Genomic DNA, 23,051 nt, shown 5'->3' on the forward strand with positions numbered 1-23,051 from the left:
AGAATTAAGAATGACATGAAAGGTCCCTGAAATTTCAGGGACCTTTTTTTTTGAATCAATATATCACTAACGCGAAAATTTCAGAATCTGATATTTTAGCAAGACATCAAATCTTTGAGTAGCACTATAGTCTGTAATTGCATATGATTTGCTATAACGTGCTTCTATTGTAAATCTCCCAAAATGTGAACCAAGACCCGCTATATATCCTATTTCGTAATTTTTGGGTTTGAATTCACGCGAGCTTATTAGTCCTGTTGAGTATTCTTCCTTAACGGAAAAACTCTTCCTTAGTACAACGCCTGTCGACACGCCACCCGAGATAAACAATATCCCTCCTCTAAGAACGCTATATCGGATCATGTGATTAGTTTTCAAATAATGATATTCAAAGGAACCCTTTACTGTAGACGCAACAGTCCCGCTACCACCTTTATTATATTCACCTTCAGTCTTTAAATTGCTGTAAACGAGCTCATTGATCAACATAAGACCCCTGGTTCTTGCCAATTCAAAGTCATAGTAAAAGCCTATTGTGGGACTTGTTGACTTACTCAGGGGTAATGAACTGATCCCGGTTTTATACCCCATATCAACAGACGTAAGAGAGATACCGGTAACAATTCCAAAGGTTGATAGGCCTTCTCTAAAATCATTCGAGTAATTGGTGGATTTATTAGTACATCGATAGTAATAGTTGAAAATATTTGCAAGCATATTCGCTTGGTATTTTACACTGTTCATTTTTGACTCGATGTTGTGGCAGTCTCTCAAATAAAAAATCAATTGCCCTTTATATTTTAAGTTCTCACCTATCTTTTTTTCGGCGTTGTTAAACTTTACCACCGTAGTGAGATATTGCTTATAAACCAGGTATTCAAAACCATTTTCATAAATGTAAAAGTGACTATTCGCATTTTTATCCCTAAAATGATAGAGTGATTTTGACCCATCCAATAGCGTTTGTAAAAAAACTGTATCTCTTCGATAAACTGGTAATGGATTCGCATCAAGATCTGCAATTTTATGTGGTGAGATATTTAGATCTATGACAGCACTTTTGTACAACTCATCTTTTACAAAGAAAGCTTTGATGTCAAAGGGATGATATTCTTTTCGCTCTACAGACGCATCCTGCTTGAAAAAAATTGTGTTAGGATTCTTGTACCAGTTTTTGTATTCAATTAATCCACGAATGGTATCACCATCAGAATTAATTATGTATCCATGTTGATAATCTTTTTGAGCAAAACATGCCAAACTCCCTAGCAAGATTGCAATAATAATTGTGGCTCTTCTCACAACTGGCTTTGTTAAAATGATTTAATAGTAGTACTAATTATGAAAGAAATTCCAAATATTTTATCCCTTAAACCCCACAGGCAATCGAGCCAGTGCTTCATTTCGATACCTTGAACTAATTAATGACATTGGATTTATTGTCTATTTACCTCACCCTATACTTTATAAAAAAATGTATCCGGGTCGTTGTTGCATTCAAATCGAGGTAGTCTGATATTCCGGAAGTAATTTCATACCTGGCTTCAGCACTCCACTTGCCAAACCGAAATCCAAGCCCTCCTAAATAGCCAAATTCTAAATTTCGCGTGGAGAAAGGGCGCTCGGTTGGATTAGTACTTCCCCTATAGTAAATCGTTACATCATAATTATCTTTCAACACAAAACCTGTAGAAAATCCTGCGGCAAGGAACAAGCTCCGCTGTTTCAAAAGATTAACCTGAAGCATGTGATGCGTCTTTAAATAATGGTAATTAAAAGATGTCTTGCTGACATATTCCGTTGGTCCATTGACCGTAGTTTTCGCCCCCTCTCCCTTCACATCAAAAGAAGTGTACATAATGTCATTGCTAATACGCCAATTATTAGATCTTAATATTTTTAAGTCGCAAAAAAAACCGATGGTAGGATCTATCGATGTTTCATAATCATTATCGGCAATGTAATCGGGAGTACCCGAAAACTTCAGCATGCTTAGTGATGCGCCCGCTACTACGCCCAGTTCCAGCTTCCCCTCTTTGCGTACCATCTGCTGTTCCATCGTTTTATTTGTGCAGGTATAATAGTGATCAAAAAGATTTTTGAGTGGCCGGACATCGTAGGCTATTTTACCAAGCTTACTTTGAATTGAAGCACACGCTTTGAGGTAATCGGCCAGAACGCCTCTGTAATTTTGATTCTCCGCAATGGCTTTCCCAGCGCCACCGCCAACAAGGTATTGCTTATACACCAACGGTTGATACTGCTGACTTTCGTTTATAATGTAAAAGTGGTTCTTTGCATTCCTGTCTTTCAAATAAAGTAAACTTTTTTCGCCACGAACAAGCACTAACAAGAAAACTGTGTCTTTAACAAAGTCAGGAGTGGATACATAACTTAGCTCGCCAATTTTATGAGGTGAGACATCTACATCAACCACAGCGCTTTCATAGGTCTCATTGGCGACTGAAAATGATTTGATTTCTAGGGGATCGTACACTTCCTCACTTGCCTCCAAAGATTTCTTAAAGAAGATCTCCACTGGGCTCCTATCCCATCGTTTGTACTCAATAAAACCTTTAACGGTATCGCGATTTGTTTCCACAATAAATCCGGGTTGATAGCGCTGCGCAAGTGTTTCGCAGCTGACTATCGCTAGCATTAAGACAAAAAGTAATTTTAACATATTTGGTAATTAAAACAGGTGATAAAAAGTTTCAAGACAAACGGCATCACGTACATGAACAAGGCGTGCATTCGATCGAATATGCAACCACACAATGTTTCCAGAGTTTCGGAGCGAATGTTTAAGAATTTATGCACAACTGAACTTTCTTAAAGAATTGCTATCTATAAATACTCACTATCACAAACATAACTTAATTAGGTGAAAATATCCCATCGCCATTCGATCCCATATATGCTCCCCAAACCGGTGGTTTTCTCATTTTTATCGGCGTATCAATCCGTTTAATACGCATACCTAAAAATGATAACAAATCGCCGCGATTAAAATATTGGCAATGAACAATGTCAAGATACCCGTCGTCGTCAACATCTCCTAGCCATGGCGTTGTGAAAATATTTTTAAAGCCGGGAAGTTGATCTATCACCTGAAATGTATGCTGCTGAAAATGTATAGCAATCAGCCTACTTTCCATGGTAGTCGGCGATTTACCAGCGAATCCTAATGCACAATCAAATTCATTGATACTAATAATTGCCTCGTCAATACCATCATCATTAATATCATAAACGACTGGCGAAGAAAATCCTGTGCAACCCATGGAATCCAGGTACGCGACCTTCCCGGTATTTCCATCGATCATTATTTGCAGCGAACCTGTACTATTGGGCCAAAGGCCTTTGCTGACAAAGGTGAAAAAATCAGGGATATCATCCGCTGTAAAAAAACCAACTGCAAAACTGTTACTACATTCGGTGTTATCTATTTTTCTTTGCCAACGAACACTATGCGTCTTCCCATCAATAGCAAAAGCTGTACTTCCGTGAGAGATTGCAATGATGTCCAAATACCCATCTTTAGAAATATCTGCTAATGACGGCGGCGCAATAAATCCATGCCCCGTTTCGGAAGCAATTACTTTAGCATTCGATAATTTTTTAGCCATTAAATCGGAAAGCTTTGCAACGTATAGATTACCTGAAATGGTCTCGCCACCAGTTCCAAAGAGAATCGACAATTCTTTTTCTTCGGGTTTGGAAAAACACAGCGGCGACATGTACGATTCTCGACCATCAGGCATGGTATCCGCAGCCAATATATTTCCATTCTTGGCGTCAAAAACCATAAGCACACCGGGAAAGCGATTAACCTCGGAATTAGGATTAGCTTTGGAGTTTCCTCCATTTACTGTTAAAAGTTCGTGTAACCCATCTCCATTTTGATCGGGTATTAAAACGCTATTATTAAAATTAAACCGGGCATGTTTTAAAAGGGAATCCGTTTGATGAGCATAATGATACTCCCAAAGGATTTTTCCGGTCTTTCCATCCAATGCTTTGAAGTGTGGTGAGCGTCCGCCAATAAATACATCCTTAATACCATCATTGGTAACGTCATATAACGTTGCAGCACCATACACTTGGTCAGGTGCTTCCTGATTCCACAACAGCTCACCCGTTTTCCCATCTATCGCTATCACGCCATACTCACTATGCTGATATTCATTCGCCCCCGCTCCCATGACAATATCCAAAATGCCGTCTTGATTTAAATCAGCGGCTCGTGGAGAAGATTGCGATCCTATTCTGTACAAGTTCTTGTCCCATATCATTTCACTTTTAGTCTTTCGTGTACAGGAAAACAGCAGCGAAAAAAAAACCAGGGGGCCTAGCTTGACAAAGATATGGGTCATTACAACTGAACGCATTGAATACAACCGTAATGTATTACAAAGCTGGTTAACTTTTTATTATTGAATCTGAAATTCTTTCACGAAACCTTGTTGCCCGCGCAGGTTATTTTCGCTTGCTACAGACTTACCGCTGACATCCTGATCGAACGGACGGTTTAGATTATTTCCAGCGAGGTCCTCTAATCTGCTTTCTACGTTTAATAAAAAGCTGCCCCTTGACCAGGATTTGTTTGGGATAAACTTCACGACACGTTCCTCATCATTAATTTCAATAACGCCCGAAACACGGCCGCCTTTTGCTTCGTGGATAGTGATGCCTTCTTTAAGCAAAAAGTAATCTAACGCATGAGGGAGTATGATGCTAAGTGGTTGTTTCCCTCCGGCAGAAGGAATATTTATTCTCCACGCGGAAGGGTCCGGCAAAACTTCGTCACGGTGAGTCGTTATAAAAGTCTTTGTGTAATTTTTTAAAAGTGACGCGCCATTTTTACTTTTCAAGGATTGGTTTACGTGTAGCGTATATTTCTCATTGGCTTTGAGTGGCGTGCCTAGTTCCTTATTCGGTATCAGCTCTCTTTTAATTCTTCCAGGATCTAACCATAGCGTCAGTACTGTTCCCTCGGAGTTCCACAATTCTGGCTGAAGGTCAAGAAATGTTCCCTGCATTGTATCGCCATCTGAACGTAATAATATGATATGGCTGAGTGAACTGCTTTCTACCATGGGCTCCGTAAACTCGAAATACATCTTCAATAAATTTTCAGGTAGCGTATCTTGCGATGGATAGATGGCAAGAAGTTTAGGTATCGCAGCATCGCCTACCGGGACTTCCATTTCTAAAAAAAGCTTATCGTCCAACAGTACTTCATAGCGTAAGCCGCGAGTGAAGGGAACGACAGGCTCGAAGATTATTTTTCGTTCTTCGATTCTAAAATCACCTAAGATCGGAATCCTTTCGCCTGTTTTGATGAGTTGGACTTTCACACGCGAAGACACTTCATTGTCGTCGAGCCTCATGCCGACGATTTCCACAGCAACGGCTTTATCGTCTTTTGTAACAACGGTTACAAATCTTTCTTCGTCACCCTTCCGACAACAAACACAAAGTATGAATGCAGCCAAAACTAAAAAGCTGATCCGAAAAATTTGAATTAAGTTTTTCATCAATTTCGGATCAGCCTGCTTGCTATTATAACATCCAGTCCCCGGGCGTGTACAAATCCAAATCTCCGTTAGGCTTTCGCTGTAACAATACAAATTTAGTTTCGTCAAGCTTATCCAATTGCAAAACATTTACAACGGGTAACGACACAAAATGAACGCCAGCGGTTCCAAAACTTTCTTCAACTGGTGTCGTTAGGCTACCTTGGAATTCTTCAATGGTTTTATATTTTACCTTGAATATTGGCCTTGAAGAATTAGACATCAGCAAAACAGATTCTCCGTTTTTGTTCATGGTGATCATGTCCAACGGAGAATTACCAGCCCCCATTTCTGCTATCGTTCTTCCTTTTACGTGTGTGCCTGGTTTTAAATCTTCCAAGGGAAACAGAACAAGTGGTGTACAGGTGAAGCTGGCTATCAAATATTTTTTGCCATTGATCTCGGAAGCAGTAAAAGTGCGAATCGGTGCATAAGTTTCGTATTTCTTATGTGCAGCATGATAAATTTCCAGAGAAGATTGATCTTGCTTGTTTGTAAAAGGAAACGGGATGCTTCTAAAAGTAGAACTGAATTCCTGGTTTGAAAGTCCACTAACCAAGACTTTTCCATCATAGAACCCAATGTCGGAAATTGCTAAAGGCCGGATTGGTCTTCCACGTTGGTCTTTATCTTCTTCACCTGGAACATTTGTTAAGGCAACTTGAGAAAAGTTTACATCCTTCAAATTAACCGACTCGATCTTTTCACCGTTAACTTTTAACAAGGCAGCGGTACCATCATTAAGCTGCACCGCACAGTAAATTTTCTTGGATACGGGATTAACAACCAAGTCTTGAATCGATACATTTTTTACCTCTGTCCCCAACGCTGCGGCAATTTTTTGGTCGAATTGTTTTACCTCAACTGCTTCTGCCTTGTCTACTTTCTGGTTATCTTTTGTATCCACTGCAAAAACAGTAGCGCTTTTAGAATCGCCGATAAATAAAATTCCATCGGGACCAAAGGTTAAAGCGCTGATTGACTTGATCTCGGGAGCGCCGTTAACAAAGCCTTCGCGAACGCCCGCGTGGCGGTTTGTGCTAGCCAGAATGATTGTTCCAGCTACCGCAAGGGAGAGGAAGATGTAGATTTTTTTCATAGTTGTTTGATTAACATGATCAGTTAACGAGTATCTATTAAATGTAAAAAATTACTGGTGCACTTCCATTAAAAGTTATTCGAGCGGGTGATTTATAACTGCAAAGGAAGATAGCACGAGCGGGTGATCGCCATGACTGTAAATTACGGCACGCGATTTCCGGGAAGTATGTATATTAATGCCTTCCAGATGTAGAACCATCCAACATGAAACGGACCAGCAGCCTAATTTTTCTTTTACTTTTTGCTCACATCCTTGCAGCACAGGTGATGCTCGATTATCCTAAAACAATTCGCGGTATTGAACTCGCCATGACCAAGGTTAAAAAAGCGCTGCATGATAGTAAATATCAACTTGTTGAAAGCCCTAAAAAGCCAGGAGGCTACATAATCAAAGTTATCGTTGAACAAAACAAAAATATCGGACCTGAGGGATATCGGCTAGAGACTAAAGACAATCAAATAACAATTAGTGCCAGCGATGCTTCCGGCGCACGATACGGATCACTTGCTTTTGCTGAGCAGCTCGAAAACAAAAAAGAGCTGCGCAAAATAACATCACAGGCTGTCAATCCCACCTTTGCGGTCAGAACCATCAAATTCAATTTACCATGGGAGCCCTACCGCGAAAGCAGAAGCATGGAGTATCACCTGAGTACTTGCCGCGATTTGAATTTTTGGGAAAGCTATTTAAACATGATGTTTGAAAATCGTTTCAATGTTTTAGCCCTTTACAACATGCATCCCTTTCCATACATGGTGAAGTTGGCCAATTATCCGGAAGCGTGTCCGTTCAGCGATAAAGAAATGGACGACTGGAAAACCTTTTGGAAAAATTTATTCCGAATGGCAAAAGACCGCGGCATAGACGTCTACATTGTAAACTGGAATATTGTTGTACCGAAGGCATTTGCTGAAAAACACAATGTACCTCAGTTGAACGACACGTCGGCTATAACAAAGGAATATACACATGAATCTGTTCTTCAAGTCATCAATGAATATGAGGAACTGGGTGGCATTGGTGTGACGCTGGCAGACTGGATGAACAACATGGATGCAGCACAACGGGAAGACTGGATTGAAGACACGTTCGTTAAGGCAATGCATCGCGCGAAACGCAAAACCAAATTTATGCATCGTGCGGTATTATCAGGTTCACCAGTTGAGATGCGAAGGGTAATAGATGCAGCAAAATTGCCTGACCCGGTTCTAGTCGAGGTAAAGTTTAACTGGTCGCATGGCCACTCAACACCTTATCTTGCTTTAACCCATGATAACACAACGGGCACTATAGACAAAGGATTCTGGTCGCCAGAACCAAAAAATTATAAAATTCAATGGATGGTTCGAAATGAGGATTTCTGGATACTTCGCTGGGGTGAACCGGATTTTATTCGAAAGCATATTGAGGTAAACGCAAAATCTTATGTAGACGGGTATCACATCGGTTCGGAAGGATATATTCCGGCATTTGATTATTTTACAAAAACAGAAATCGGAAAAACATGGCATTATGCCTTTGAAAGACAATGGTTGTTTTACCAAATGTGGGGCCGCCTGCTTTATGACAAGCATACACCCGATGACATCTTCGAATCAACTTTCAATAGAAAATATAATTTCAGCGATGGGAAAAAATTATTAGACGCCTTTCGCCTTGTTAGTCGTATGCCGTTGAGACTCGCCTCATTTTTCGCTTCCACCTGGGACTATACCTTGTACTCGGAGGGCTTTCTTTCGCCTCGTTTACCCGCAGGCGACTACGGGTCTGATGACGGTCATTCCCTCTTCATTTCTATTGATGAGCTTATTGATCGTAAAGCGCTTGATCCCCATTACCTTTCTATCAAAGACTATGCTCAACACATCACGCAAATGAAAAAAATTCCCGCTGAAAAAACCGATCCGATAACACTTGCCCAGGAGTTGGCAGGCAATGCAGACAGTGCCGGGGTCTTACTGAAATCATTAAGGACGTTACAAAATAATTTTAATAGCGAGTACAGGCAGGAGTTAGATGATATCGAGACGTGGGCATTGCTCAGTCAATATTTTGCAACAAAACTTAGGGCGGGCGTTTCGCTTCAACTTTACAGGACATCTGGAAAAAATAAAGACAAAGAAACAGCAATCGAATATCTTGAAACCTGCTTAAAAATCTGGAAAAATATTTCAGAATTAACGGACCGGAACTACTACGAAGTTCCATACTTCAAATCAAATGTTAAGGAAGACAATCCCGAGATCGACAGCTTCTCTTGGAAAAAATATTTACCGGAGGTCGAACGGGATATTCAAATTGCCCGGCAAAGTTACTAATGCCCGCAGCTTCGTTGAGGTAACAGCAGGAGAATCATTGCTTTTTTTTCAAGTCCGCATTTAATTGATTGCAAAAAGTTGTTAGTCTGATTAAATCTTCCTTCGATTGAAAATTAACACGATACTTATTTAAATATTCTTTGATTTTGTCATTGTGCCCGCTGAACAATTTCAAGATATTATTGCTAGTTGCTTTATGTATTGTATTATTTAAATCAATAAAAAAGAAAGTCTGACCAAGTTTGTAAAGGCGGTCATACTGTAATACTAGACCTCGCGTGTCCGTACCCGTACCAGCAGTCGTTCTTGCCCCGTTACTGAATTCTATTTTTTCAAGATCAAAAGTATTTTTTACTGCCAATGATACCGGTAATTCCAGAACAACTTCATAATAACCGGTTTTATAGTCATGAAAAAATGTCACATCCCCTACGTTTACCAATTTAATTTCACGGGTATTTGTTATGCTCATCGTGTCGCCTGAAGCGGCGATATAATGCATACTTTCAAAATAAATATTGTCAATTTAAATTAAGGATATGGTCGAGTTCAAAGTTGCTGGTATAGATGATTTTCCCTTTTTCAAAAACAGGAAACCGATAGATACTGTCGCACCATGAAACCCCGGATACGTTTTCGAATGCTGGCAATTTAAGAAATGTATCTTGTGCAATGGCAAAAGGAAAATCCATCGCAAGACATAATAATAAAATAATGGATCTTTTTAAATATCTAAGCGTCATACGACTTATCCTTTGAATACCTAGTTTAATGACAAACCCTTTCGAGCTCCTACAACATCCGTTAATAGGTCGCGACGGCTTCCTTCTCGCCCATGGTCTCAAGTAACCCTTTTAATCCATTCAAATTTCTTTCAAGAACCACCTTAGCATCCTCGGTCTCAATATGACAGATGATTCCAACGGAACCATTGTACCCCGATGCTTTTAGAATTTTCAACATGTCAAGCTCTTCATTTCCTTCACCTATCGTAAGAATTTTTGGCCCCGCTACTTTCATCCCATTCAGGTTTACTGTATTTAAGTACGGCAACATTCTAGTAAGCAATTCTGGAAACTCTTTTACCTGCAAATGGGCATGATGAAAATTATAAACAATTCCAACGCCGTTCCCTCCCATTTTTTCAATGATTCTGACTTGGTTTATTGGTTCACCAAACCAATCGCCGTGGTTATATAAACTTACTGTGCACCCTAACTCCTTCGCACGATTATGAATATAATTCACAGATGCGACCGCCTTTTCTAATTTTTGTTCATCCGAAAGTCCTTCAAAATGTTTGTTGCTAAAACCTAACCAAAGATCTGTCCGCACATTATTTTGTTTGATGATGTTGAGCAGTTGCTCGTTGTCGTCATCTAGTATTTTGCCGGTATCACTGTCAATCCACATCCATACAGATTTGAGTTTGATTTCATGTTTCTTCAGTTCCTTAATTTCATCGGCGAAAGTGTCAAGATGCTGAGGTCGCCAATCGTAGGCAAACTGTTTAAAACCCAATTCTTTTAACATATCCGCCCTTTCCTTCGGCGTACGTTGCACGCTGTCAAAAGGAACTACGCACCATGCAACCAAGTTTTCCTTTGCAAATAGATTCTCGTTTTGCAAGCCCGTCTTTTGAGTTGCACAGGAAGCAAGTATCAGGACGATTACTATCCTTATAAAACTTTTAAAGAAAATTTTCATGGTGTGTTTAGAATATGGGTAAGATACAAAACACATTTAAGTTTCACTCTTTTCGTTATCGAATATCATCTTCCTTGTGATATACACCATCATAATAACTTCCCATATAGGATCCCCAATTGATCTTCTTTTTAATCGGAACATGCGTTGAAATCCGGTGAATTTGCATCCCATCAAATGTGTATGATTTTCGGAGGTTTGTGCCATGACAATAAACGATGTCTAAAAAGCCATCACTATCCATATCTCCAATCCACGGTGTGGTCGAAATATTTCCTCCCTTCTGGGTACCTGTAAATTGATTAACCTTGTTTGTTTTGAAATTAACACTCACAAGCATGTTGTTCAGTGTTCTTCGATTATAGTCATCATAAATATGAATATTAACACTCAACAATGCTTCATCTCTGCCATCGCCATCTAAATCAACAACCACCGGGGTACTGGTCTGATAGAACCCTAAAGAGTCCATAAATTCCGTTTTCCCCGTTGCGCCATTTACCATCAGTTGCCGGCTCCACTCCAATTTGGGCCAGACTCCCAACGCATACGACACAAAGAAATCAGGGATACTATCAGCAGTGAAAAACCCAGGTGCTATAGAACTATAGGCTTCGGTATTGGGAATCTTAACAGACCAAATAGACTTATACGTGCTTCCATCAAAGGCGATCAATTTTCCCTCCACCGCATTGGCAACAATGTCTGGTAAATTGTCGCGGTTAATGTCGATCCAAATTGCTGGCGCGATGTATCCATTTTTCTGACTGCTATCCAGCAAGACAGCATCCGAAATATCACCTTTCAAAACTGCAGAAAGCTTCGTGACGTACAGATGCCCTCCAACGGTTTCGCCACCTGTTCCAAAAATTATATTATAGTCGTCCCCCGCCGGAATAGCAGACACTGACATGTAGATTTCACACTTATCAGGTGAACTTGCTTGCGCTATCAACTTTCCATCCTTCGCACTGACAACCACCAGATGCCCAGGCGGCCGATCTTTGGTTTCATGCGGCGCTGCCCAGACATTCCCCCCGTTTGAAGTAAGAATATCGTCTACTCCATCATTGTTTTGATCCTTGATAAATTGAGCGTTATAAAAGCCCCACCATTTTTGTTTGTTAGCTTTCTTATCAAACCTCCAAATCACTTTTCCGGTTTTTCCATTGATGGCCATAAATTCAGCAGATCTTCCATTGATAATTACGTCATTGACACCATCACCGGTCAAATCTTTTAATGCAGCCGACCCAAAAATCTGATCTTTCGCCTTCACATGCCAAAGCATTTTTCCATTACGGCCATCTATTGCAATAACAGCGGAATCGCAGGCTTGAAATTCCTCCCGACCCGCGCCCACAATAACATCACCGACACCATCGCCAGTAACATCTGTAACGCGCGGCGAAGAAAATGTTCCAATGCCTTTATATGTTGTGGACCATGAATTTTGAGCATGAAGATTGTCATTCGATACCATGGAAACTCCTGAAACTATAAATAGGAAAAGGGCTCTTTTTCCTAAATGGTACCATCTTGTGCGGTAACAAGCTTGATTCATTGTACTATAAGCGAGGCTATGGCAGCACAATCATTCGGGGCAAACCGTTCAGGACGTTGTGCTGCCGTGGATAATTTATTTCTCAAATCTGAGAAGCACCTTCACCATGAATTTAATGCTATTGTGAAAAAAGCGCAAGCGTAAAACTGTCTCGAATTCCATTACAGTTCAATGGTATTCAAAGAAGCCCAGCACTCCGACAAATCACAAGTTCCGTTGATCCATTTTACCTAAACTGCTTGTTATTCGTCTAGACCGATCAAAGAAATCCTGCGGTTGTGCAATCCCAAAAGTTCCGTTAAAACTCCGTTGCTCACAAAAGGACAGTATAAGTATTGGCGTGGGTAGGTGATTTAAAGAAAACTTTGCAACTTAGAGGTCCGAAATATCAATGGTGGAGCCCTGTTTCAAGTGCAGTCTTTTTCGATTAATTAAAATGAAAAATACACTTAACCATTATCATGGTGCAGGCTTGCTGGATCGCGATTTGTTTCGGGTAAGATGACCTGAGATTATGCGTCAGCATGCGTATGATTTGCAGGATACCGAGGTTGAGGCAAAACTAAATGAAGGCAATGCGTATGGCCTTTGTTTTATTTAATAAGAAAATGATTAGTAGAATAACGTTCCTGGTCTTCTCCCTGATTATCTGGGACAACTTTTTGTTTGCTCAAGAAACACCATTGTTTGAGCAACTCTCGCCCTCCAAAACAGGAGTAACTTTTAAAAACATGCTGAAGGAAACCCCTGCCTCCAATGTCCTTACATATGAATATTTTTTTAATGGAGGAGGTACTGCCATAGGAGATATCAACAACGACGGGCTCGATGACATCTATTTTACCTCCAACATGGGCTCTAACAAACTGTATTTAAATCAAGGAAGTTTTAAATTTAATGATATAACAAAATCGGCCGGCGTCGCGTGCAATGACGGATGGAAAACCGGCGTTACAATGGCCGATGTAAATGGTGATGGCTTCATCGATATTTACGTCTGTTATTCCGGAAAAGGCGATCCCAATAAACGGCGGAATAAACTTTTCATCAACAATGGCAACCTAACCTTTACAGATAAAGCCAGAGAATATGGCTTGGACGATGCGGGTTATGCAACTCATGCTTCCTTTTTCGATTTTGACAGGGATGGCGATCTTGACATGTACCAGTTGAATCACAACGTAGTGGTTATCCGAGGATTTCAGTTTGCTAAAGCTAAAGAAACAAGAGATCCGTTTGCAGGTGACAAATTTTTTAGAAATGATAACGGGCGTTTTACAGACATCAGCGAGGCAGCCGGCATAAAAGGAAACCCGTTGGGATTTGGTTTGGGTATTACGGTCGCTGATATCAACAAAGATGGTTGGCTCGACATGTATGTATCCAACGATTACGTTGAACCTGACTATCTGTACATCAACAACCACAACGGTACGTTTACTGACCGGCTGACAGATTACATGCAGCATATTTCGCAATTTTCTATGGGATGCGATGTAAGCGATATCAATAATGATACATGGCCCGACATCTTTACTGTCGATATGCTCCCCGAAGATAATAAGCGCCAAAAATTATTGTACGGACCTGAAAACTACGAGCAATACTCGCTAATGGTTTTGAACGGCTTTTACTTTCAAAATATGCGCAACATGCTTCATTTGAATAATGGAAATGGAACATACAGTGAAATAGGCCAATTCGCAGGCATCTCAAAAACAGATTGGAGCTGGGCCCCACTTTTTGCAGACTATGATAACGACGGCCTGAAGGATCTTTTTATTACTAACGGATACTTCCGCGACTATACTAACCGTGACTTCTTAAAGTACAAAGGTGACTACTATTTTGAAAAAGGAAAGGCCAAAGAAAAGGCTGATACTTTCCATTTGGTAAGTACGATGACATCAACGCCGTTGCATAATTACATTTATAAAAATAACGGCGACTTAACATTCACAGATAAGAGCGCCGTATGGGGATTCAAAGAGCTTAATTTTTCTAACGGAGCAGCATATTCTGATCTAGATAATGATGGCGATCTCGATCTGATCATTAACAACGAAAACGCTACCGCTTCGATTCACAAAAACCTTTCACGAGAGCAACATCCGGAAATAAATTACCTACAATTATCGCTGACAGGTACAGGGAGGAACACGAAAGGCACAGGCGCTAAAATCACACTCTTTAGCCAAGGAAAGTCGCAGTATTTTGAAAAAATTCCTTCAAGGGGTTTCCAATCGTCGGTGACTGACCGGATACACGTTGGCTTGGGTAGCGTTGGTAAGGTAGACTCGATAAAAATAATCTGGATGTCGGGGCAGCACATGACCCTTCGCGATGTTCAGGCAAATCAAATTTTAAAAATCCCGGAAGAGAATAGTATAGAACAGCGCGCCGAGGCCATATCTAAAGTTGCTGTGGAAACAATTTTTACACCGGTAGAGCCAACATTGAACTATACCCACGCTGAGCCAGGGTTTAATGATTTCAAAAGGCAGCCACTGCTTATGACGATGCTGACTACTTGCGGTCCGATAATGGCGCAAGGGGATATTAACAACGATGGGTTAGCTGACGTCTTTGTTGGTGGGGCCCAAGAAAACCCGGCGAAAATTTTTATCCAGAATAAGAACGGCACCTTTGACGAATCGATGTCGACTGTATTTAATAAATTATGTACAGATGCAGATGCGGTTTTCTTTGACGCAGACGGCGACCGCGACCAAGACTTGTATGTAGTCAGTGGCGGTTATAATGACTACGAAGTTAAAGACAAAGCCTTAAAGGACAGACTCTACGTCAATGACGGAACCGGCAAATTCCTAATTGCAACGGATGGGTTACCAGACATGGTCGGCAGTAAAGCTTGTGTTGCGGCCAGCGATTTCGATCATGATGGAGATTTGGATTTGTTCGTTGGCGGAAGGGTCCTGCCTGGTAAATATCCAGTTACACCAGAGAGTTATTTATTACTGAACAACGGTGGCCGATTTGAAAACGTAACTGCCACTAAAGCATCGCGGATGTCAATGCTCGGAATGGTGTCTGATGCAAAGTGGGTTGATGTTAATGGCGACCACTGGGATGACTTGGTTGTTATCGGGGAATTTATGTCGATAGAAGTTTTTACCAATAACCAGGGCAAAACATTTGAGCGGACAACTGAAACGTTTTTCGAACGCGATGTATCCGGATTATGGAATAAAATGATTGCTCACGACTTCGATAAGGATGGAGATCTCGATCTAATTGTCGGCAATTTAGGACTTAACACTCAATTGCGTGCAAGTGAAAAGGAGCCACTGACATTGGTGTATAAAGATTTTGATAACAACGGATCGGTGGACCCCATTTTAAACTACTATGTACAGGGAAAAGAATATCCATTCCCGTCGCGTGATGAACTACTTGACCAAATGTACAGCATGCGTTCAAAGTTCACGGACTATGCATCCTATTCCAATGCGAGACTGGAAGATATTTTTTCCGCCAATGATTTGAAGGATGCAAAACGACTCAAAGCTACCCTGTTGGAAAGTGTGTACCTGGAAAATAAACAAGGCAAATTTGAAATTCATGAACTACCCCATGAAGCGCAATTTTCACCTATCTATGCAATGACCATTGTAGACTACAATAAAGATGGAAACATGGACCTGATTACCGGAGGCAATCAAAGTTCTATTCGTATCCGGATGGGTGTCATCGACGCTAATTTCGGTCAATTGTTTCAGGGCGATGGTAAAGGAAATTTTGTCTATGTTCCGCAACCCCGCTCAGGATTAAGCTCCACAGGAGACACGAAGTCTTTACAAATGATTAACGTTCGGGGTGATGATTATTTATTGATCGGCATCAACAACGTCGGCGTTAAAACCTATAAATTGAATCGATGATGAGCGCGATAAAAGCCGGATGGATGATTGTATTCCTACTGATAACCGGAAATGTTTTTTCCCAGAAGCATTCTAAGAATCAGCAAGAGGTACAACTGCTGGCAGATAATATATTTCATCTTTCAGAAGTGATGCTTCATGATGTAGCCGCTCCGGTTGCTGCCAGTCGTTTTTATGCTTATGCAATGTTGGGTGCTTATGAAACTGCCCACTATGGCACTGGTCGGTTAGTAAATCTCAACGAAGAGCTGAATGCAAACCCGGAAATAAAGCCTCCGGTGCTTCCCAAAAATTTTAATGTTTCGCTGGCTTCTAATTATGCGCTGCTTCATGTAGGGCGATTCATTATGCCGTCCGGCGCCATGTTGGAAGAAAAACAAAAAGCGCTTGTTGCTTACTTCAAAAAAAAGAAAAAAATTTCTGAGTCCGATATCAAGGACAACATTCGGTATGCCGAAGAAATTGCTAAATCGGTATTAGCCTATGCCCGAACGGACGGCTACAACAAGCTTAGTACTTATACGCGATATTCACCTAGCAAGAAAGAAGGTTATTGGTATCCCACACCGCCCGAATACATGAGTGCTGTAGAACCTCAATGGAAAACGATCCGAACCTTTTTCCTTGATTCTGCAAAGCAGTTTGCGCCTCCCCCACCCGTTGCTTACAGCAAAGACTCAACAAGCGCATTTTATAAACTCATGCTGGAGGTATATGAAGCGAAGAATAATATCACCAAAGAACAACTTGCTATTGCGAATTTTTGGGATTGCAACCCTTTCGCCGTGGATTATTCAGGTCACATGGCCATCGGATTAAAAAAGATCTCACCAGCAGGCCACTGGATGGGAATCACCAGCATTGCATGTAAAAAAGCAGACATCTCACTTGATTCTGCCATATTGATTCATTCAATGGTGGCCTTAACGTTGCACGATGCTTTTATCAGCTGTTGGCAGGAGAAATACTTCAGCGACCGTATTCGTCCGGAATCAGCCATCAATATTTTAATCGATCCAAGCTGGCGCCCGGTGTTACAAACGCCACCGTTCCCTGAATACACCAGTGGCCATAGCGTTGCATCATCGTCTGTTGCTGTTGTGCTTACCTACCTGCTGGGCGATAACTTTAATTTTTTGGATACTTCTGAAATGTATTTCGGCATTCCAGCGCGTGAGTTCAAATCTTTCTACCAGGCTGCAGAAGAAGCTGCCATCTCCCGGCTTTACGGCGGCATACACTTTCGTGACGCCTGCGAAAATGGTGTGGTGCAGGGGAAACAAATTGGTCAGTTCATATTAAGCAATATGGTTGACCTGCAGGCCAAGCAAAATTAATTTTACGATCACCTCATCCATTCGACTGTCGCGAATAGTTCTAAATTTTGCGGCCGGAATTAAAATTCCGTAGCTTGAAGTCCTAAGAAATCCGCTCGAAGCTAGAGGATACACACTGGCAACGTATCATATGAAAAAAGAGCAAATTCAAGAATTATTCAGTCGGTTTGAGCACGCCTGTTACGATTACAATGGGATTGAGTGTTGGAGCGCCCGTGAGTTGCAGAACATTTTTGGATATTCGAAATGGGACAACTTCCTTAAAGTAATCGACAAGGCAAAAAAAGCCTGCGAAAACGCTGGCACTATTGTTTCAGACCATTTTGCTGATACAGGTAAAATGGTCGCATTAGGCAGCGGCTCTGAGAGAAGAATAAATGACATTGCCCTAACACGGTATGGATCCTATTTAGTTGCTCAAAACGGCGACACAACAAAATCAGAAATTGCTTTTGCTCAAACTTATTTTGCGGTACAAACACGCAAGCAGGAAATCATCGAACAACGTTTGTTGGATGTCGCGCGCGTCGCTCTACGGGGAAAACTTACTAAATCGGAAAAGAAATTATCTGGTATTATTTACGAGCGTGGTGTAGATCACAGTGGTTTCGCCGCGATAAGAAGTTCAGGCGACAAGGCTTTATTTGGAGGGTTTAGCACTGAAGATATGAAACACAAACTCCAGGTTCCGGATCACAGGGCACTTGCAGATTTTCTTCCCGCGTTAACTATAAAAGCCAAAGACTTCGCTGCGGAGTTGACAAGCCACAATGTGATCGAAAAAAATTTGAAAGGGGAATACGACATCTCCGTTGAACATGTGGAAAATAATGTAGCCGTTCGACAAATGCTCGTTCAACGAAGTGTTAAGCCGGAGGAAATACCACCGGCCGAGGATTTAAAGAAAGTACAACGGAGATTGGAAGGCGACGAAAGAAAAATAATTGAAGACGCTAAAAAATTGAAAATCAAAAAAAATAAACGTCGATCTGGTTAAAGAAAAAATGATAATGTGAGTATTATCGATATGAAAATATGATCCACGTCAAGTCCAGGATGATTATCCTCCCAATTTCGTAGTTAAATTCAAATGCAGGAATACGAAAACTTCTTCTCTTACACACGCACATTCGATTCAATTCGATCAACTTTACACCACTCACGGAAAGTCGTCATTACGAAAAGAAATAGTAGAATTTAAAAAGTACCTTAGTAATTCACCTGTACAAATTCTATGAAGCTTTTTATCATTTTTGTTTTCATGCTGATTCCAATAGTTGGTTTCTGCCAGCAACCCCGTAACAATAAAAAACCTGCAAAGAACGACTTTATGGTAATCGGCTATCTGCAAGGTCGGAATGTGGATACTACGGCAATTCCTTTTCACATGCTAACCCACATCAATTTTTCATTTGCCATTCCCGCAAAAACAGGGGGTGGCTTGGATGCCTTACGAAATTCTGATAAGCTAATCGGCCTCGTAAAAAAAGCACATCGAAATAATGTTCAGGTTTTCATTTCTGTTGGCGGATGGAGCATTGGTGACGAACCGGGAGATGACAGCCGTTTCCACCGGTTGGCTCAGACAAAGGAGGAACGTGATTATTTTGTTACCAACGTTATGGAATTGGTAAGGCGATACAACCTGGATGGCGTTGATGTTGATTGGGAATATCCTGACATAGAAAATCGCTCAGCCGAAGACAATGTATTATTAATGAAGCAACTCGGCGACTCATTGCACGCGGTTAACAAAAAGCTTACCGCAGCCGTTGTCCACTATGGTAATCAGGGAGACGGAACAAAAAAAGAAATTTTTGCAATTGTAGATTGGCTGAATCTCATGACGTATGACGATGATAAAGGCCAACCCATTCCGCACGCCCCTTACAGTCTCGTTGAGAAGTCGTACAACTATTGGGTTACACAACGGGGACTTCCGGCGCACAAGGCTGTGCTAGGTCTTCCATTCTATGGTAAGCCACGGGGAAAACTTACGCACTACAAAGATCTTGTTAATGCAGGAGCAGATCCTTACGCAGACACCTTTGACTCGGTGTATTACAACGGCATCAACACCATAAAAAAGAAAACGGAATTCGCTAAAAAACAAAAAATGGCAGGCGTGATGATATGGGAAATTTCTCAGGACCTGAATGATGACCGTTCACTGTTGCGAGCCATCAATCAAGCTGCTGGAAAAGAATAGGGATGTTACTACTTTGATGGTCGTGGAGGGAAATAAGTGATAAGCTTATCAAATACTTTTTTGACTAACCTTATTTACAAAAGCAAAAAATCAATTGCTGCTGTGTGCAGGTACAATCTTTTCAGAGCTCTCAATTTCTACGTCATGAACGAAAAGCATGCTCTTAATGCGGTTCCCTGTCTCATCATAAACATGAAAATATCCTTCCCTGCTTCCATTCACATACTGACCCTCGGCCATAACCTGGCCATTTAAGTAATACGAAGCGTATCGGCCATGCATGATACCCCGTTGATACATTTCCTCAATGATTAATTCACCCGTCTCATAATATTGTTTCCACAATCCATGCTTCAGATCCTGGTAGTAAGTACCCTCGGCGACCAACACTGCATGCTTATTGAACTCCTTCCATTTTCCGTTCTTAGGGCTCTTTGGCGTTTGATTATGTAAGATATTGCTCAACATTAACTGATTTCATTTTAAGCTTTAAAAGATTCATTCCAATTATCTAAGCCAACTTTAACTAAATATTCCAAAAGCCATACCAATAATAACGTTTGAAAGCACGCCTGATTGTGGCTATGTTGAAATTGTCGATGGAGGGATTCTAATCACCTGGAACCTTTCTCCTCAGTCGTTAAATTTCGTTTTATACTTCTTAATTTTGTCCCTTAATGTTTTCCTGTCGATCCCAAGACTAAGGGCAGCTTGCGAAATGTTGTTCTTGTTTGCTGCCAGCACGTCCATGACATAATCTCGCTCAACTTCGTCAAGTTTTCGGCCTAATCCTTTCGAACGTGTAGCGGAATAACGAAATGACTCCGGCAAATCCGGGGTATCAATCGAGCTCTCATCGGCCATAATCACTAGTCTATGAATTAAGTTTTGCAGTTCGCGCACATTTCCCGGCCATCCATAAGCCCTCAAGACTTTTATGGCCCTGGGCGTAATACGCATCGGTCCTTTATTTAATTCACGAACATATTTTGCCAGGAAAAATTCAATTAATAAAAGTATATCATCGCCCCTGTCGCGAAGTGGTGGCAAATCAATTGAAATAATATTCAATCTGTAATAAAGGTCTTCACGGAATGAACCCTTCTTTACCATCTGCATGAGATCAACATTTGTAGCCGCCACAACCCGCACGTTAGCCCTATGCGGCTTCTTAGATCCAACCATATAAAACTCTTTTTCCTGCAACACTCTTAACAACTTTGCTTGCATCGCCAGGCTTGTATTGCTGATTTCATCTAAGAACAAGGTACCACCGTCAGCCGTTTGAAAAAACCCTGCACGTGTTTCCGTAGCGCCTGTAAAAGCACCTTTGACATATCCAAAAAGCTCACTTTCCAAAAGCGAATCGGGGATACCTCCACAGTTGACTGGAACAAAAGGAGCAGCAGATATCGCGCTTCCATAATGCAATGCTCTTGCCACGAGCTCTTTTCCTGTTCCGCTTTCGCCTGCAATCAGTACCGTGGCCGTTGTGGACTTGGCTTTGCCTATCGTATTGAAGACCTTAATCATTCCCTCCGACTCACCAATGATCCCAAAATTTTGGGGCATTGTTTTGACAATACCTTTTTTGTGATGGTTAGTCTTGTTTAAAACACGCTCAACGGCCTGAAATAATTCCTCATCGGTGAATGACTTTACCAGATATTCTTCAGCACCAATTTTAATGGACTCTATGGCACCCTCAATAGAGGGGAAACCTGTGATCACCAGAATCCCAATGCCTTTGAAATTTTCTGATACATGACGCACGAGCGCGATTCCGTTCTCGCCTGGCATTTTTAGATCTGTAATCAACAAATTGATTTCAATAGAATCGAGCAACTTGATCGCCGACTGTACATTTGAAGCTGAGTACACCTGATATCCGATGGATTGAAGATTCCTCTCTATCAACTCAATGGTTTCGGGTGAATCATCTACTACCAACACATTAATATTTCCGCCGTTCATTTTCATTTGTCCGATAGATTTGGCGTGTTGTCTTCCAATGCTTTGTTGTTTAACCACGATTTTTTGTTTGTATTAAAACGTCAAGAATTATTGAAACAGTTTCACTTTTTTCGGTTCTGCCGGATCGGTAAAAGCACTTCAAATTTTGATCCCTTTCCCACGGTACTCGTCACCGAAATTTTGCCTTGATGCGAACTTACAATTCCCTGCACCACCGAAAGACCAAGGCCCGTGCCTTCTCCTACAGGTTTGGTTGTAAAAAAAGGTTCAAAGATTTTCTTTTTCACTTCATTAGTCATGCCCTGCCCTGTGTCTTTCACGGTAAGACTAATCGAATCCTTTTTAACTTTTGTGGCGATCCAAAGTTCTCCACCACGCGGCATTGCATGTATAGCGTTGGTCGTTAAATTCACAAGCACCTGGCTCATCTGTACTGCATCTGCCTGAATGGACGGTAATCGGGGGTCAAGTTTCGAGATCATTTTTATTCTGCCACTTTGAAAACGCACGTCGATGAAGTATAAAGTATTGGAAATGATCTCATTCAAATTAACCATGGTTATTTGCTGCGGCATTTGCCGGGAGAATAGCATCAGTTTCTTTATGATTTCTCGCGTGTACAAAGAGGCTTTAACAATTCTGTCAATATCTTCCTCCTGTTGTCCGTTTAATCCTCCGGCTTTTTTTATCAACTGAGCGAAACCAAGTATACGTCCGAGCGGCTCGTTCAACTCATGCGCGATACCCGCAGAAAGCTCACCTACAAAAGCCAGGCGCTCCAATTGTTTTAATTGACTTTGCAGTTTTTGTTTTTCTTCTTCAGCAATGCTGCGGTTTATCAATAAAGACAATTCCCGTGCAACGGTATTGATCAGTTTTTTTTCTTCCACAAGAAATGGACCTCCGACACCTTTGGTTTTAACGGTGCTTCGATAACCGATTTCAACTTTGCCCTTTTGCTTTTGGCTTAAAGTCATGGCAGAAGAAAATTTGAATGTGCTCCTGCTAAAATTAGGTGTAGCGTAAACATCTCTACCAATTGTTATGCTAGCTTCAGCGAAATCAGGGAATTGCATCGCCGGCGGCAATATTTTGATCGTCTTAGATAAGATGGTTCTCACGTTCTTTTCATTTTCCAATGCAATGCGCGACAATTCGTAAAGGCATTTTAATTCCTTGACCCTTTCTTTTAATTTGAGATTTGTTGAATGCATTAATCGGGGATACTTTTTATCTATACAAAGGTAACTCTAAAGCGCTAAAAACTTATTAACTTCTGGATTTAGATATCTATCATCAGTGGGGAGAAACGCCCCGGTGGGTAAATCCTATCCATATTTAAATCGAGCAAAAATCAAA

Annotated in this window: 17 protein-coding genes; 5 read left to right on the forward strand and 12 right to left on the reverse strand. The window is 41.1% G+C overall.

The annotated features are described in order from the left end of the window. Positions 1 to 66 precede the first annotated feature (66 nt). From P2W71_RS01275 to P2W71_RS01295, 5 genes are all read right to left on the reverse strand, one after another. Positions 67 to 1,302 (reverse strand): hypothetical protein, encoded by a 1,236-nt coding sequence (locus P2W71_RS01275; protein WP_276365984.1) that lies wholly within the window; start codon positions 1,300 to 1,302, stop codon positions 67 to 69. Between the two features lie 145 nt (positions 1,303 to 1,447). Further along, the gene (locus P2W71_RS01280; protein ID WP_276365986.1) at positions 1,448 to 2,683 is read right to left on the reverse strand and encodes an outer membrane beta-barrel protein; all 1,236 of its coding nucleotides are present in this window, start codon (positions 2,681 to 2,683) and stop codon (positions 1,448 to 1,450) included. A 193-nt stretch (positions 2,684 to 2,876) separates the two neighbouring features. Then, positions 2,877 to 4,376 carry a PQQ-binding-like beta-propeller repeat protein gene (locus P2W71_RS01285; protein WP_276365988.1) on the reverse strand — a complete coding sequence of 500 codons (1,500 nt, stop codon included), beginning with the start codon at positions 4,374 to 4,376 and terminating at the stop codon, positions 2,877 to 2,879. Positions 4,377 to 4,433: 57 nt separating this feature from the next. Further along, the gene (locus P2W71_RS01290; protein WP_276365991.1) at positions 4,434 to 5,540 is read right to left on the reverse strand and encodes a hypothetical protein; all 1,107 of its coding nucleotides are present in this window, start codon (positions 5,538 to 5,540) and stop codon (positions 4,434 to 4,436) included. Between the two features lie 25 nt (positions 5,541 to 5,565). Beyond that, the gene (locus P2W71_RS01295; protein ID WP_276365994.1) at positions 5,566 to 6,678 is read right to left on the reverse strand and encodes a hypothetical protein; all 1,113 of its coding nucleotides are present in this window, start codon (positions 6,676 to 6,678) and stop codon (positions 5,566 to 5,568) included. A gap of 206 nt (positions 6,679 to 6,884) precedes the next feature. Between P2W71_RS01295 and P2W71_RS01300 the strand changes: the two genes are divergently transcribed. Then, positions 6,885 to 8,999: a glycoside hydrolase family 20 zincin-like fold domain-containing protein gene (locus P2W71_RS01300; RefSeq protein ID WP_276365997.1), complete on the forward strand. Its 2,115-nt coding sequence runs from the start codon at positions 6,885 to 6,887 to the stop codon at positions 8,997 to 8,999. Between the two features lie 34 nt (positions 9,000 to 9,033). Here the strand turns inward: P2W71_RS01300 and P2W71_RS01305 are convergent, their stop codons facing one another. The 4 genes from P2W71_RS01305 to P2W71_RS01320 all read right to left on the reverse strand — a co-directional run bounded on the left by P2W71_RS01305 (position 9,034) and on the right by P2W71_RS01320 (position 12,189). After that, positions 9,034 to 9,471, reverse strand: a complete 438-nt coding sequence (locus tag P2W71_RS01305) for a hypothetical protein (protein WP_276366000.1) — start codon at positions 9,469 to 9,471, stop codon at positions 9,034 to 9,036. A gap of 49 nt (positions 9,472 to 9,520) precedes the next feature. Beyond that, complete coding sequence (locus P2W71_RS01310; protein ID WP_276366002.1) at positions 9,521 to 9,742, reverse strand: hypothetical protein; 222 nt, start codon at positions 9,740 to 9,742, stop codon at positions 9,521 to 9,523. A 61-nt stretch (positions 9,743 to 9,803) separates the two neighbouring features. After that, positions 9,804 to 10,706 (reverse strand): xylose isomerase, encoded by a 903-nt coding sequence (locus tag P2W71_RS01315; RefSeq protein ID WP_276366005.1) that lies wholly within the window; start codon positions 10,704 to 10,706, stop codon positions 9,804 to 9,806. A gap of 55 nt (positions 10,707 to 10,761) precedes the next feature. After that, positions 10,762 to 12,189, reverse strand: a complete 1,428-nt coding sequence (locus P2W71_RS01320; protein WP_276366007.1) for a PQQ-binding-like beta-propeller repeat protein — start codon at positions 12,187 to 12,189, stop codon at positions 10,762 to 10,764. Between the two features lie 689 nt (positions 12,190 to 12,878). Between P2W71_RS01320 and P2W71_RS01325 the strand changes: the two genes are divergently transcribed. The 4 genes from P2W71_RS01325 (at position 12,879) to P2W71_RS01340 (ending at position 19,718) form a co-directional block, all read left to right on the forward strand. Further along, positions 12,879 to 16,172: a VCBS repeat-containing protein gene (locus tag P2W71_RS01325; protein WP_276366009.1), complete on the forward strand. Its 3,294-nt coding sequence runs from the start codon at positions 12,879 to 12,881 to the stop codon at positions 16,170 to 16,172. 23 nt (positions 16,173 to 16,195) lie between these two features. Next, the gene (locus tag P2W71_RS01330) at positions 16,196 to 17,509 is read left to right on the forward strand and encodes a vanadium-dependent haloperoxidase (RefSeq protein WP_276366011.1); all 1,314 of its coding nucleotides are present in this window, start codon (positions 16,196 to 16,198) and stop codon (positions 17,507 to 17,509) included. 130 nt (positions 17,510 to 17,639) lie between these two features. After that, the gene (gene dinD, locus P2W71_RS01335) at positions 17,640 to 18,506 is read left to right on the forward strand and encodes a DNA damage-inducible protein D (protein WP_276366013.1); all 867 of its coding nucleotides are present in this window, start codon (positions 17,640 to 17,642) and stop codon (positions 18,504 to 18,506) included. Between the two features lie 237 nt (positions 18,507 to 18,743). Continuing rightward, entirely contained in the window at positions 18,744 to 19,718 is a 975-nt protein-coding gene (locus P2W71_RS01340) for a glycosyl hydrolase family 18 protein (protein WP_276366016.1), read from the forward strand. 90 nt (positions 19,719 to 19,808) lie between these two features. Here the strand turns inward: P2W71_RS01340 and P2W71_RS01345 are convergent, their stop codons facing one another. The 3 genes from P2W71_RS01345 to P2W71_RS01355 form a co-directional block, all read right to left on the reverse strand. Next, positions 19,809 to 20,186, reverse strand: coding sequence for a hypothetical protein (locus P2W71_RS01345; protein WP_276366019.1), 378 nt, complete (start codon positions 20,184 to 20,186; stop codon positions 19,809 to 19,811). Between the two features lie 165 nt (positions 20,187 to 20,351). Then, on the reverse strand, positions 20,352 to 21,749 hold the full coding sequence (locus P2W71_RS01350) for a sigma-54 dependent transcriptional regulator (protein ID WP_276366022.1): 1,398 nt from the start codon (positions 21,747 to 21,749) through the stop codon (positions 20,352 to 20,354). Positions 21,750 to 21,793: 44 nt separating this feature from the next. After that, a complete protein-coding gene (locus P2W71_RS01355) occupies positions 21,794 to 22,906 on the reverse strand; it encodes an ATP-binding protein (RefSeq protein WP_276366024.1) in 1,113 nt (370 codons plus the stop codon). Between the last annotated feature and the right edge of the window lie 145 nt (positions 22,907 to 23,051).

The sequence above is a fragment of the Chryseolinea sp. H1M3-3 genome, from assembly GCF_029360725.1.
GTDB lineage: Bacteria > Bacteroidota > Bacteroidia > Cytophagales > Cyclobacteriaceae > Chryseolinea.